Genomic DNA, 13,699 nt, shown 5'->3' with positions numbered 1-13,699 from the left:
GTCATTCGCTGCCGGCGGTCTCCCTGGTCGATACGACCGCGAGGAGATCGCCGCCCTCCACCTGCGAGGCGCCACCGATGGCGACGCGCGTGACGATACCGCTGCGCGGCGCTGTGATGGCCGCCTCCATCTTCATGGCCTCGATCGTCGCGACGGTGTCGCCGGCCGAAACCTGCTGTCCCTCGGTGACGACGAGGCTGACGACGCCTGCGAACGGCGCCGGAATGTGCCCGGGGTTGTCCTTGTCGGCCTTCTCCGCCGCAGGCACCTCGCTCGCGATGGACCGGTCACGCACCGACACCGGGCGCAGTTGGCCGTTGAGGATGCACATGACGGTGCGGTAGCCGCGTTCGTCGGGTTCGGAGATCGCCTCGAGTCCGATGAGCAGCTCGACACCCTTGCCCAGCCTTACGCGATGCTCCTCGCCGCGACGCAGGCCATAGAAGAACTGGTTGGCCGACAGCTGCGACGTGTCGCCGTACTTCTCGCGGTGTTCCTCGAATTCCTTTGCGGGACCGGGGAACAGCAGACGGTTCAGGGTGGCCCGGCGGTCCTTCGACGAACCCGACAGGCCCTTGCGATCATCGGGCGTGAGCGGGGTCTCCGGCTTGGCGGGACCGCGGCCCTCGAGCGCCTTGGCACGGAAGGGCTCGGGCCATCCGCCGGCCGGGGTGCCGAGTTCGCCTCGAAGGAACCCGACGACGGAGTCGGGGATGTCGAACTTGGCCGGGTCGGAGGCGAAGTCGTCGACCGGGACGTCGGAACCGACCAGATGAAGTGCGAGGTCGCCGACGACCTTGGACGACGGGGTGACCTTGACCAGGCGGCCGAGCATGCGGTCTGCGGCGGCGTACTTGGCCTCGACTTCCTCGAAGCGGTCGGCGAGACCGAGGGCGATTGCCTGCTGACGTAGGTTCGACAGCTGGCCTCCGGGGATCTCGTGGGTGTAGACCCGCCCGGTGGGTGCTGGGATGCCGGACTCGAACGGCGCGTACACCTTCCGGAGCGCCTCCCAGTACGGTTCGAGGTCGCACACTGCGTTCAGGTCGATGCCGGTGTCGTGCTCGCCGTGCGCGGCTGCCGCGACGATCGCCGAGAGGGCGGGCTGGCTGGTCGTGCCGGCCAGCGGTGCGGCGGCACCATCGACGGCATCGGCGCCGGCCTGCCAGGCCGCAAGGTAGGTCGCGAGTTGACCGCCGGGAGTGTCGTGGGTGTGCACGTGCACCGGCAGGTCGAAGTTGCTGCGCAGTGCCGACACGAGCTTGGCGGCGGCGGGGGCACGCAGCAGCCCTGCCATGTCCTTGATCGCCAGCACATGGGCGCCGGCCTCGACAATCTCCTCGGCCAGACGTAGGTAGTAGTCGAGCGTGTAGAGGTTCTCGTTCGGGTTGGCCAGGTCGCCGGTGTAGGAGAGGGCGACCTCGGCGACGGTGGTGCCGGTCTCGCGGACGGCCTCGATCGCGGGGCGCATCTGGTCGACGTTGTTGAGGGCATCGAAGATGCGGAAGATGTCGATGCCCGTCGCCGCGGCCTCCTCGACGAAGGCGCGGGTGACTTTCTCCGGGTAGGGGGTGTAGCCGACGGTGTTGCGTCCACGCAACAGCATCTGCAGGCAGATGTTCGGCACGGCCTCCCGCAGCGCGGCCAGGCGATACCAGGGATCCTCGTGCAGGAACCGTAGAGCGACGTCGTAGGTCGCCCCACCCCACGCCTCGATCGACAACAACTCCGGCGTCATCCTGGCGACGTGGCCGGCAACGCCGAGCAGACCGGACGTCCGTACCCGGGTCGCGAGCAACGACTGGTGGGCGTCTCGGAATGTGGTGTCGGTGACTGCGAGCGCCTTCTGCTCGCGCAGCGCCTTCGCGAACCCCTCGGGTCCGAGCGCAAGCAGCTTCTGACGTGTTCCGTCCGGCGGGGCCGCATCGAGGTCGATACTGGGCAACTTGTCGTGCGGGTACACCGCCGTCGGCCGCTCACCGTGCGGCTTGTTGACGGTCACGTCCGCGAGGTAGTTGAGGATCTTCGTGCCACGGTCGGCGGAACTACGCAGCGTCAGCAACTCGGGACGCTCCTCGATGAACGAGGTCGTCACGCGTCCGGCACGGAAATCGGAATCGTCGAGAACTGCTTGCAGGAAAGGGATGTTCGTCGCGACACCCCGGATGCGGAACTCGGTCACCGCGCGACGGGCACGCGCGACGGCGGCCGCGAAATCCCGTCCGCGGCAGGTCAGCTTGACGAGCATCGAGTCGAAGTGGGCGCCGACCTCGGCGCCAAGATTCGCGCCACCGTCGAGGCGCACACCGCCGCCGCCCGGGGTGCGGTACCCGGTGATGCGGCCCGTGTCCGGCCGGAACCCGTTCGCCGGGTCCTCGGTCGTGATCCGGCACTGCAACGCCGCACCGCGGATCGTGACCGAATCCTGGGACAGGCCCAGGTCCGTGAGGGTCTCACCCGAGGCGATCCGCAGCTGAGCGTGGACCAGGTCCACATCGGTGACCTCCTCGGTCACCGTGTGCTCGACCTGGATCCGCGGATTCATCTCGATGAACACGTGGTTGCCGCGGGTATCGAGGAGGAACTCGACCGTGCCCGCGCATCGGTAGCCGATCTGCCTGGCGAAGGCGACCGCGTCCGCGCAGATCCGATCCCGCAGCTCCGGATCCAGGTTCGGAGCCGGCGCCAACTCGATCACCTTCTGGTGCCGACGCTGCACCGAACAGTCCCGCTCGAACAGGTGGATCACGTTGCCCTCACCGTCGGCGAGGATCTGCACCTCGATGTGCCGCGGATCGACCACCGCCTGCTCGAGGAACACCGTCGGATCACCGAACGCCGACTCGGCCTCCCGCGAGGCCGCCTCGATCGCTTCCCGCAACCCCGACCACTCCGCGACCCGGCGCATGCCACGACCACCGCCACCGGCGACTGCCTTGACGAACACGGGGAACTCCATGTCCTCCGCCGCCGCGAGCAGCGCATTCACGTCCGACGACGGCTCCGACGAAGCCAACACCGGCAACCCCGCCGCCTTTGCCGCCGCGATCGCCCGCGCCTTGTTCCCGGTCAACTCGAGCACCTCGGCCGACGGACCGACGAACGTGATCCCCTTCTCCTCGCACGCCGCCGCGAGGTCCGGGTTCTCCGACAGGAAGCCGTAGCCGGGATAGATCGCGTCTGCGCCCGCACGCTCGGCCGCCGAGACGATCTCCTCCACCGACAGATACGCGCGGACCGGGTGTCCGACCTCGCCGATCTGATACGACTCGTCGGCCTTCAACCGGTGCACCGAATTGCGGTCTTCGTACGGGAACACCGCCACCGTTCCAGCACCCAGTTCATAGGCCGCCCGGAAGGCACGGATCGCAATTTCGCCGCGGTTGGCGACGAGGACTTTGGTGAACATGGCAAGAAAAGTACCGTGTCGCGGGCCGCCGTGCGGTACCGCCCCTGACGCGAAACAGACACTTTGCAAACTTCACAAACAGCTACGCTGACGTGTGAAATTGCCACATTTGCAAACCGGGGAAGAATCGACGGGCAGACTCTCATCGGCCCGTTTGACGCTACGACCTCCCCAGGAACTTGATGCGTTCGGCATCGAGCGCTGAGGCCACCAGAGCCGCGAGCCCGGGATGCTCGGTCAGGTCCGGGTCGGCCTCGGTGACGTCGCGCGCGAACTCACGAGCTGCCTCGATGACGTCCTCGTGTTCGAGCAACGACAGCAGCCGTAGCGTCGTTGCGGTACCCGACTGCGCCGACCCGAGGACATCGCCTTCCCGCCGCTGTCGCAGATCCAGTTGTGCGAGCTCGAAGCCGTCGTTGGTGCCGGCGACTGCGGTGAGCCGTTCGAACGCCGGCGAACCAGGATTCATGTCGGTGATGAGAATGCACAGGCCGTGATGGCTGCCGCGGCCCACACGACCGCGAAGCTGGTGGAGCTGGCTCACCCCGAACCGATCAGCGTCGACGAGCACCATCACAGTGGCGTTCGGTACGTCGACGCCGACCTCGACGACGGTGGTGCACACCAGTACGTCGATCGTGCCGGCCTTGAAGTCACGCATGACCGCGTCCTTCTCGTCAGCCGGCAGCCGTCCGTGCAGCAGCCCCAGTCGCAGGTCCCGCATTGGCCCAGACCGCAACTGGTCGAACAAGTCCACGGCCGATGTCGTCTCGGGCGGCTCCTTGCCGGCGCCGCGCAGATCCGCCTCGTTCTCGCCGTCACCGATCCGCGAACACACCACGTATGCCTGCCGACCGTCGGCGACCTCCTCCCGGATCCGCTCCCAGGCCCGTTCGACCCACTGCGGCCTCTGCCGAGCCGCGACGACGTTGCTCACGATCGGGGCGCGGCCCTGGGGTAGCTGCCGCAGGGCCGACGTCTCCAGATCGCCGAGCACCGTCATTGCGATCGTGCGCGGAATCGGGGTCGCCGTCATGACGAGCACGTGCGGACTCAGGCCGTCACGTCCCCGCGAACGCAGCTCGTCACGTTGCTCGACACCGAACCGGTGCTGCTCGTCGACCACGACGAACCCGAGGTTGAAGAACGCCACCTCGTCCTGGATGAGCGCGTGCGTACCGATGACGATGCCGGCGTCACCGGACACGATGTCGAGCATGGCGGCCTTCCTGGCCGCCGCCGGCATCGACCCCGTCAACAGGGTCACCTTCGTCGCGACCTCGTGGGCGCCGAGCTCGCCCGCGATGCCGAGTGGCCCCAACATCTCCCGCAACGAATGGGCATGCTGCGCCGCAAGTACTTCCGTCGGCGCGAGCATCGCGCACTGATAGCCGGCATCCACCGCCTGAAGCATCGCCCGCAGTGCCACGACGGTCTTTCCGGATCCGACCTCACCCTGCAGTAGCCGGTTCATCGGGTGGGCTTCGGCCAGGTCGCTCGAGATCTCCCGCGCGACCTGCTTCTGCCCCTCGGTCAGCTCGAAGGGCAGCCGGCGGTCGAACTCGGCGGCCAACCCATCGGGTTTCGGCGGGCACTGGGGAGCCGTGCGAGCGGCGACGTCTCGGCGACGCCTGGCCAAGACCAACTGCAACGCAGCGGCCTCGTCGAAGCGCAGCCGCTCGTGCGCCCGGGCGACGTCGTCGCGGGTGTCAGGCAGATGAACCATGCGCAGCGCCTCGTAGAGGCCGACGAAGCCGTGCTCATCTCGCACTGTGCACGGCAACGGGTCCTCGATCTCGTCGAGTTGGTCGAGGACCTGCCGGACGCATCGCAGCAGGGTCCAGCTCTCGATCTCCCGCGTCGCCGGGTAGAGCGGAATCAGTTCCCGATTGAAGATCGACATGTCCACGCCGGAACCAGACTGTTGCGTGGCCCGGGCCATGCCGGCGAGTTCTCCCGCGCCCCGCACGTGCGCCAGCGAGACGACTTGATCCTCGCCCTCCGCCGGCTCCGGCAGAATCAGATAGCTCGGGTGGGTCAGACTCCACTTGCCGCGGAAGTACTTGACGGTTCCGGAGAACATGGCCCTGGCACCCTTGCGGACCGCGTGCTTGACCTTGTGCGGGTTGAAGAACGTGGCGTCTACGCTCTGCGATTCGGCCGCGAGCACCACCTTGAGCATCTGCCCGCGCCGGCTTTTCATGTTCACGACGTCGGCCTTGACGACCCTCGCGATGATCGTGATGTGGGAGCCCTCTTCGGGATCCTTCTCGGTCAGCTCCCGCCCCTGTGCCGCGTAGCGGTGGGGATAGTGCCGCAGCAGGTCCTCGACCGTGTGGATGTCGAAGGCGTCGACCAGCGCGTCCGCCGTCTTTGCCCCCAACAAGTGGTCGAGTCGATCAGTCAGCGTCGCCACGTCGGACTCCCCTGACCGGCCGCGGTTCGACCACTCGCCCGCTACCCCCCATGCATCTACCCATCCTGCCTCTACGCATCGTCACCGCCATCCGCCCGCCTTCTACTCCACCCCGAACTGCAACAGGTCGCGACTCTGGCCGCCCCGGTAGACCACCGCTTCGACGCCCGGGTGGCGAGAGGTGATGTACGCGGCCACCCGCTCTCCGAGGTCGTCCGTCGCCTTCGCGCCCAGCAGGATCGTCACTAGCTCGCCGCCCGCACCCAGGACTAGTTCCACGAGACGGCAGCCCGCCGCCACGACATCCGGGTCGATCACCACGACCTCGTGACCGACGAGTCCGAGGCCGTCCCCGGGTTCGCAGGTACCGACGTAGGTCAGCGCCCGCTCGCCGGCGATCCGCAGCGATCCCCAGCGGGTCGCCGCCGCGGCCTCGGACATCGCGAATGCGTCGTCGACGCCGATCCGGTCCGGGTCGTGCACGGCGATCGCCGCGAGGGCCTGCACCGTCGACGAACTCGGTAGGAACACGACTTCCCGGTCGTCGCCTCGGGCCTGAGCACCGACCGCAACGAGGTCCTGAGCCGGCAGGGCGCCGTTGGGTAGCACCATCACCTCACGCAGGCCGGTGCCCCGGATGGCGGCGAGAAGCTGGGTCGGGGTGATCGCGCCGTAGGAGCGCAGCACCTGCGCACCCTCCTGCGCGAACAGCTCGACCGACCCCTCCCCTTCCACCACCGCCAGAACGGCACGTGGGGCGTGCCCGGACACCGCCGCCGACCGCGACGCGTCCAGCACGAAGCACGTGATCCGCACGTCGGACAACCGTCCGGCAGCGAGCCCGGCCTCGATGGCCGCGCCCGCGTCGGCACAGTGCACGTGCACCGACCACGTGACTCCGGCCGCGGCGCCGCCGCCGTCATCACTGGCACTGTCGCCATCGTCTTCGACACCGCCGTCACTGACGATGACGACCGAGTCGCCGAGTTCACCGAGTCGTGCCCGTAGTGTCTCGATGCTTCCGTCGTCGGCGGCAACGAGGTACATCACCTCGTAGTCCTGGCCGGAAACCTCGTGAACAAGGTGAGGAGCCGAGCACCTGTTACCGGCCTCCGTTCCACCTTCCCCAGGGCGTGTCGACAGTGGTGCGCGTTCGGGTGCGTAACCGGTGACGGTCTCTACCAGGGCGTCGAGGATCACCACCAGCCCAAGTCCACCGGCATCGACCACCCCGGCTGCTCCGAGGACGTCCAGCTGGGTGGGTGTCCGCGACAGCGCCTCGGCGGCGGTGTCAGCCGCCGTCCGCACCAGCTCGGTGAGCGACGCGTTCGGTTCAGCCGCGTCGACCGCGCGCGCAGCGGACTCCAGGACAGTCACGATCGTCCCGGCCATCGGCACGCTCACGGCGGCGAGGGCCAGGTCTGTCGCGTATCTCAACGCCGACCGCAGACCCGCACCGCCGAGGAGATCGGGCGTCGCTGATTCCACGATTCCGCGAGCGAACCCGCGCAGCACCTGGGACAGGATTGCCCCGGAGTTCCCCCGGGCACCCGAGACCGCGCCTCGCGCGAGCGCCTTGGCGACGGCCGCCGCACCGTCACCTTCACCGACGGATTCCACCGCACCCACCGCGGACCGCATGGTCGCCAGAAGGTTCGTCCCCGTGTCGGCGTCGGGGACGGGAAAGACATTGAGGTAGTTGATCTCGTCGCAATGGTTCTCGAGACCGGCGATGCACACGCGAGCCCACCGACGCAGCGCAAGGCCATCCACCGTCTCCGCGACCTCGAGCACCCGCCTGTCCTCTCCCGCGCCGACTCGCACGACCGCCGACCCCGCGCGACCACTGAACCAGCGCCCCGAGGGGACGCTCTCAATCGGCAAGCCTAGCGGGGACCGCAGACACCCCATTGGTCCCGCGACATGTCTGGGAGGGCACACTCGATCGAGTCGGTCGATCGAAGTCGGTCGATCGAGTCTTCAGGGAGGTTCGAGGTGTCCTCTACGTGAGGAGACCGGTGATGTGGCCTGATTTGGCCATTCGAGGCGGCAGCGGTTAACCTTATCGGGTTGCCTCGCACGAGCAGCTGGTTGCGCGTGTTCGAAGGCCGCCCAAAACACTGTTTGACTATCACGAGGAGTTCGCGACTATGGCTGCCGTCTGCGACGTTTGCGCCAAGGGCCCCGGCTTCGGTAAGTCGGTCTCGCACTCGCACCGGCGTACCAATCGTCGCTGGAACCCGAACATCCAGACCGTTCGCGCTCAGGTTGCCCCCGGCAACACCAAGAAGCTGAACGTCTGCACCTCTTGCCTGAAGGCCGGCAAGGTCGTCCGCGGCTGATTCAGCCTACGCGGATAGTTCTCAACTGAACCCCGACACCGATGGTGTCGGGGTTCAGTCGTCTTCGGGGACGGTCCCGTGCGCACGGTCGAGAACCCGCCGTGTCGTGAGGTGGGAGGGGACCCGGGTCGGGTCGGGCGGATACTGTGCTCCACGTGACTGCAACAGATGCACCCAGCAATCTCCGGATCGAGGACGGCGTACTGCGCGTGGTCGTAGCCACCGCCGCCAACGCAACCGCGCTCGACGTCGACGAGATCACCCAGGCCACTGCCGTACTACGCGAAGCGGGTTCCGCCATCGGAGCGGTACTCCTCGTCGGTGACGGCGCGAACTTCTGCGCCGGCGGGAACGTTCGGGCGTTCGCCGCGGCCGAGCGCCGCGGCGAATACGTCGGTGAGATCGCAGGAGCTTTCCATGAGTTCGTCCGCGCGCTCGACGACACGCCAGTTCCGGTGGTCGCAGCCGTAAACGGATGGGCCGCCGGCGCCGGCATGAGCATTGTGTGCCTGGCCGACATCGCGATCGGCGGCACGTCCACCAAGCTGCGCCCCGCCTACCCAACGATCGGGTTCACCCCGGACGGTGGCATGTCCTGGACCCTGCCCCGCATAGTCGGAGCCTCCCGAGCCCGCGAGATCCTCCTGACCGACGCCATCCTGAGCGGCGACGACGCCGTGAAACTCGGACTGCTCAGCCGCCTCGTCGAGGACGATCAGATCCAGGACGAGGCCCTGCGCGTCGCGCGCTCACTCGCCGCCGGCCCGACCGCGTCCTACGCGGGCATCAAGAAGCTGTCCAGGAGCAGCCGCACCAACTCGCTGTCGGAGCAACTCGACGCCGAGGCTGCGTCCATCTCCGCCGCCGCGGACAGCCCCACCGGTCGTGAGGGAGTGGACGCGTTCGTCGAAAAGCGCCGGCCCGATTTCTCCTCGACCCGCAGTTCCTGAGCGTGCCCGTCGCTGCTGGTCAGAGGCCGGCAGCGACGGGCCACAGCCGCTGCGTCATCCCGCTCCCCAGGTCGCGGCACGTATCAGGGAAGACGCCAGTCAACCGGCTGGGCACCGAGTTCCGTGAGCAGCGCGTTGGCTCGACTGAAAGGCCGCGACCCGAAGAAGCCACGCGACGCCGACAACGGCGACGGGTGAGCCGATTCGATCGTCGGGACGTCCCCCAACATCGGTTTCAGCGTGCCGGCATCGCGTCCCCACAAGATCGCCACCATCGGTGTCCCCCGCGCGACGAGGGCACGAATCGCCTGCTCCGTCACGGCTTCCCAACCCTTGCGCCGATGCGAACCGGCCTCGCCCGGCGCAACGGTGAGCACCCTGTTGAGCAGCAGCACCCCGTTCTCGGTCCACGGTGTCAGATCTCCGTTGGATGGTGTCGGGTATCCGAGGTCCTGGGCGTACTCGGTGAAGATGTTGTCCAGGCTTCGCGGGACGGGGCGGACGTCGGGTGCCACCGAGAAGCTCAGTCCTACAGCGTGGCCGGGTGTTGGATACGGGTCCTGTCCGACGATCAACACCCTGACATCGTCGAATGGACGTGTGAAGGCCCGCAGCACGTTCTTTCCGGCCGGCAGGTAGCGGCGCCCGGCCGCGATCTCTGCGCGCAGGAAGTCACCCATCGCGGTGATCCCGGCCTCGACGGGCGCAAGCGCCTTGGCCCAGCCGGGATCGATCAGGTCGACGAGGGGTTTGGCCGCCATCAAGCGAGCCTGCGCAGCGAGTCACGGTAGTAGGCGGCGTTCGCCTGGTACAGCTTGACGTTGAGGTCGAGATGGCCCTCCGGAACCTCGAACCCCTCACGGACCTTCGCCGGCACGCCGAGCGCCATGCTGCGTCGCGGCACCTCGAACTTGAACGGGACCACAGCTCCCGCACCGACAACCGATCCCTCACCGACGACAGACCCGTTGAGCACGACCGCTCCGGACGCGATGAGGCAGTTGTCGCCGATCGTGGCGCCCTCGACGTGGGCATTGTGGCCGACGACACATCCGGCACCGATGTTCGTGGCGTCGGTCGCCGTGCAGTGAATGATGGTGCCGTCCTGGATGTTGGTGCTCGCGCCGACCCTGATGGTGCCGTAGTCGCCGCGCAGCACCGCATGCGGCCAGATCGAGACGCCGGCCTCGAGGGTAACGGCGCCGATGACGACGGCGTCCGGGTGGACGTAGACGTCCGGCGCGATGTTGGGTTCGCGATCACCGAGTGCGTAGATAGCCATCCCAGCAACCTATCCCGCGCCGAAGCTCTGCCAGCCCCCGGACGCCGTCCAGGGGCGTCCGTCGACGATTACGGCCGCACTGTCATCGCCAGAAGCGACGTCCCCTACCACCGTCCATCCCGCCGGGAGATCCGCGACGGAGGCGAACGTGGCCGCGAGGGCGTGGTCCTCACCCCCCGTCAGGATCCATTCCCACGGATCGCCTCCGACCCGCTCGGCTGCATCGGCGAGGGCGGGATCGAGTCCGATCAGTCCTCGGTCGATCCGCATCTGCACACCGGAAGCATCCGCGACGTGCCCCAGGTCCGCGACGAGACCGTCGGAGATGTCGGTCATGGCCCGCACGCCCGATCGGGCCGCGTCGACGCCGGCGTCATACGGTGGCGTCGGCACCCGGTGCGAGTCGATCAGCGCCGAGATCGAAGTATCGGGCGTGTCCTCGACTCCGATTCCGGCCGACAGCAACGCCAGCCCAGCGGCGGAGTGGCCGAGCTGACCGGCGACCGCGACGACGTCGCCGACACGCGCCCCCGACCGGAGTACCGGTGCCCGTCCCTCGAGGTCGCCGAGCACCGTCACCGACACCACGATGTGGTCCGACTGCACCAGGTCTCCCCCGACGACACCCGCGCCGAGCGCCTCCGCGGCGAGTCCGATGCCCTCGGAGATGCCGGCCGCCACGGACACCGGTGTTTCGGGCGGGCAACCCAACGAGACCAGGAAGGCCGTCGGACGGGCCCCCATCGCCGCTATGTCCGCACCGTTCTGTGCCACGGCTTTTCGCCCGACCTGCTCGGGCGTGGACCAGTCCAGCCGAAAATGTCGACCCTCGACGAGCATGTCCGCCGACACCGCGACCCGTCCGTCCGTGGCCTGCACCAGCGCCGCGTCGTCGCCCGGCCCGACAAGTGTCGTCGTCGGCTGACTACGTCGTGCCACGACCTGCTCGATCACGGCGAACTCGCCCACTTGCGCAACGGTACGCTCGCTATGGCCCTGCTGCGGTCGCGAGGTGTCGATGGTCGTCCTCCCAGTGTCTGTGCGGCGAGTGTCTCTGCCGCAAGTCGTTCACGCCCACCACTCGAGTCGGCCGTGCCAGGCAACAGGTGCCGTGCGACGACTGCGGTACCTTTTAGTTTGCGGCCGGCCGCCTGGTGCGGAACGCCGGCAGGAGTCTCGGGGGTGTCCCGATGGTCCCTCGAGACTCTACCGAGATGACGGCGCATTTCGTCGGGAAGGGATGGACCGGTGGTGCAGGCTTTCGTACTGATCCAGACAGAGGTCGGCAGGGCCGCCACGGTCGCGGCCACGCTTGCCCGAATAGACGGCGTCGACTCCGCCGAGGACGTGCTAGGACCGTACGACGTGATCGCCCGGGTGGGTGCAACTGCCGAGTCGGGGCTGTCCGGCGTCGTCGACGACATGAAGAAGGTTCAGGGCATCACCCGCATCCTGACCTGCCAGATCGCGGCGCCAGCCGCACCGACCGAGAACTGAGATGTCCGAACCCCACAATCCCCCGGCCGAACAGAATCCCCCGGCCGAACAGAACGACGACCACCCGACAGAGAGGCGTCACCCCGCGCTGATCGCGACCGCGGTCGCGCTGCCCGTGGCCCTTGTCATCGGTGTGATCGTTGCCGCCTCGATCGCCAGCCGGAACCCGGCCCAGCAGCCAGTGGGCCTCGGTCCCGTCGAGGCCCCAGCCGCCGAGTCAAGCGAATGCACCACATTGATGGCAGACCTGCCCGAGAACCTCGGCAACTACGAACGCGCGGAACTTCGGGATCCGGCGCCCGTGGCGGCCGCAGCCTGGCAGCAGACCGAAGGCGAACCGATCGTGATGCGATGCGGCCTGCCTCGGCCGCCAGAGTTCAACCAGGCGTCGCCACTGAGCATCGTCGACGGCGTGCAGTGGTTCGAAATCTCCGGCGCCGCACAGGGCATGGACGCGAGCACGTGGTACGCCGTGGACCGCGGCGTGTACGTTGCGCTCACCGTTCCGGGCGGATCGGGCCCGACGCCATTGCAGGACGCTTCCGCCGCGGTGGCGAACGCGCTGCCGGCGCAGCCGATCGACCCTGCGCCGATCCCCTTCCCCTGACTCCCAACCCGAGGTCGCGCTAGCTGAGTCCGGTCCCGCGTGCCAGCGCAGTTTCGATTAGCGTCGAGACCAGATCCGCGTACTCGATTCCCGCGGCCTGCCACATTCTGGGGAACATCGAGATCGAGGTGAACCCCGGCATCGTGTTGATCTCGTTGATCACAGGACCGTCCGCGGTGATGAAGAAGTCGACCCGTGCCAAACCCTGGCAGTCGAGCGCGCGGAACGCGCGAACCGCAAGTTCGCGGATCTGCTCGCTGACGGCGTCGTCGAGCTTGGCTGGGACGTCGAACTCACAGACGTCGTCGAGGTACTTGGTGTCGAAGTCGTAGAACGCGGACTCGTTGCCGTCGGCGTTCGGCATGCGGATCTCTGCCACCACGCTTGCTCGCACATCGCCGTCGGGGAACTCGAGGACACCGCATTCGACCTCACGTCCGACGATGGCTGACTCGACGATCACCTTGGGGTCGTGTTTGCGAGCGAGAGCGATCGCCTCGTCGAGGTGCGCCCAGTCCGCGACACGCGTGATGCCGATCGACGAGCCACCACGCGCGGGCTTGACGAACACTGGCAGACCGAGTCGATCCATCTGATCCCGTGTGAGCGTCGGGGTGCCTGGACGCAAAACCACCTGAAAGCCAACCGGGAGTCCCTCGGCGGCGAGGAGCTTCTTGGTGAACTCCTTGTCGATACCCGCGGCGCTCGCCAGCACACCGGGACCAACGTACGAGACGCCCGCCAACTCGAGCAGGCCCTGGATCGTGCCATCCTCTCCGTACGCACCATGCAGAACCGGGAACACTACGTCAATCGAACCGAGTACCTGGCCCGCTCGCGCCTCGTCGAGCACTACCAGTGCACCTGCACGGCTCGGGTCCGCGGTGATCGCCACGGCCGTACCGTTCGCGTCGACAACCGGCATCGAGCGGTCCCTCATGGCAAAGGCCGCCGGATCGGTCGACGCCAACACCCATGTCCCGTCCGTTGTGATCCCGATCGGTACCACCTCGTAGCGGTCCGGGTCGAGGTTCCTCAGGACGCTGCCGGCGGACACGCAGGACACCGAATGCTCGTTGCTGCGGCCGCCGAAGAGGACAGCGACCCTGGTACGCGGATTGGTCACGCCCCAAACCGTACCGTCGTGGTCACCGCCGGACCGAACCGATCGAATACCCGGACAGTCGCGGCGCCCT

Annotated in this window: 11 protein-coding genes; 4 read left to right on the top strand and 7 right to left on the bottom strand. The window is 67.7% G+C overall.

Annotated features, from left to right (window positions below):
- Position 1: 1 nt before the first annotated feature.
- The 3 genes from EGT50_RS02145 to EGT50_RS02135 all read right to left on the bottom strand — a co-directional run bounded on the left by EGT50_RS02145 (position 2) and on the right by EGT50_RS02135 (position 7,649).
- Positions 2 to 3,409 (bottom strand): pyruvate carboxylase, encoded by a 3,408-nt coding sequence (locus tag EGT50_RS02145; RefSeq protein WP_127950944.1) that lies wholly within the window; start codon positions 3,407 to 3,409, stop codon positions 2 to 4.
- Positions 3,410 to 3,569: 160 nt separating this feature from the next.
- Positions 3,570 to 5,825, bottom strand: a complete 2,256-nt coding sequence (gene recG, locus EGT50_RS02140; protein ID WP_127950943.1) for an ATP-dependent DNA helicase RecG — start codon at positions 5,823 to 5,825, stop codon at positions 3,570 to 3,572.
- Positions 5,826 to 5,927: 102 nt separating this feature from the next.
- Positions 5,928 to 7,649, bottom strand: a complete 1,722-nt coding sequence (locus EGT50_RS02135; RefSeq protein ID WP_235870513.1) for a DAK2 domain-containing protein — start codon at positions 7,647 to 7,649, stop codon at positions 5,928 to 5,930.
- Between the two features lie 326 nt (positions 7,650 to 7,975).
- On the opposite strand from EGT50_RS02135, the gene rpmB reads away from it, so the two are divergent.
- Both rpmB and EGT50_RS02125 read left to right on the top strand, forming a co-directional pair.
- Positions 7,976 to 8,167 carry a 50S ribosomal protein L28 gene (gene rpmB / locus EGT50_RS02130; protein WP_127914308.1) on the top strand — a complete coding sequence of 64 codons (192 nt, stop codon included), beginning with the start codon at positions 7,976 to 7,978 and terminating at the stop codon, positions 8,165 to 8,167.
- Positions 8,168 to 8,322: 155 nt separating this feature from the next.
- Entirely contained in the window at positions 8,323 to 9,117 is a 795-nt protein-coding gene (locus EGT50_RS02125; protein ID WP_127950941.1) for an enoyl-CoA hydratase/isomerase family protein, read from the top strand.
- A gap of 83 nt (positions 9,118 to 9,200) precedes the next feature.
- Here the strand turns inward: EGT50_RS02125 and EGT50_RS02120 are convergent, their stop codons facing one another.
- The 3 genes from EGT50_RS02120 to EGT50_RS02110 are packed head-to-tail and all read right to left on the bottom strand — an operon-like array spanning position 9,201 to position 11,419.
- On the bottom strand, positions 9,201 to 9,878 hold the full coding sequence (locus tag EGT50_RS02120; RefSeq protein WP_127950940.1) for a uracil-DNA glycosylase: 678 nt from the start codon (positions 9,876 to 9,878) through the stop codon (positions 9,201 to 9,203).
- A complete protein-coding gene (locus tag EGT50_RS02115) occupies positions 9,878 to 10,399 on the bottom strand; it encodes a gamma carbonic anhydrase family protein (protein WP_127950939.1) in 522 nt (173 codons plus the stop codon). The genes EGT50_RS02120 and EGT50_RS02115 overlap by 1 nt, the downstream gene beginning before the upstream one ends.
- Positions 10,400 to 10,408: 9 nt before the next feature.
- On the bottom strand, positions 10,409 to 11,419 hold the full coding sequence (locus EGT50_RS02110) for a thiamine-phosphate kinase (protein WP_127950938.1): 1,011 nt from the start codon (positions 11,417 to 11,419) through the stop codon (positions 10,409 to 10,411).
- A 228-nt stretch (positions 11,420 to 11,647) separates the two neighbouring features.
- Here EGT50_RS02110 and EGT50_RS02105 point away from each other — a divergent pair, with 228 nt between their 5' ends.
- Positions 11,648 to 11,896 carry an Lrp/AsnC ligand binding domain-containing protein gene (locus EGT50_RS02105; protein ID WP_127950937.1) on the top strand — a complete coding sequence of 83 codons (249 nt, stop codon included), beginning with the start codon at positions 11,648 to 11,650 and terminating at the stop codon, positions 11,894 to 11,896.
- Between the two features lies 1 nt (position 11,897).
- Complete coding sequence (locus EGT50_RS02100) at positions 11,898 to 12,503, top strand: DUF3515 domain-containing protein (RefSeq protein ID WP_127950936.1); 606 nt, start codon at positions 11,898 to 11,900, stop codon at positions 12,501 to 12,503.
- 19 nt (positions 12,504 to 12,522) lie between these two features.
- On the opposite strand, the gene EGT50_RS02095 is transcribed toward EGT50_RS02100, so the two are convergent.
- Positions 12,523 to 13,629, bottom strand: coding sequence for a D-alanine--D-alanine ligase family protein (locus EGT50_RS02095; RefSeq protein ID WP_127950935.1), 1,107 nt, complete (start codon positions 13,627 to 13,629; stop codon positions 12,523 to 12,525).
- Positions 13,630 to 13,699: the final 70 nt, after the last annotated feature.

Source organism: Rhodococcus xishaensis (assembly GCF_004011825.1).
In the GTDB taxonomy this organism is placed as follows: domain Bacteria; phylum Actinomycetota; class Actinomycetes; order Mycobacteriales; family Mycobacteriaceae; genus Prescottella; species Prescottella xishaensis.
This window is presented reverse-complemented; position numbering and strand designations above follow the sequence as displayed.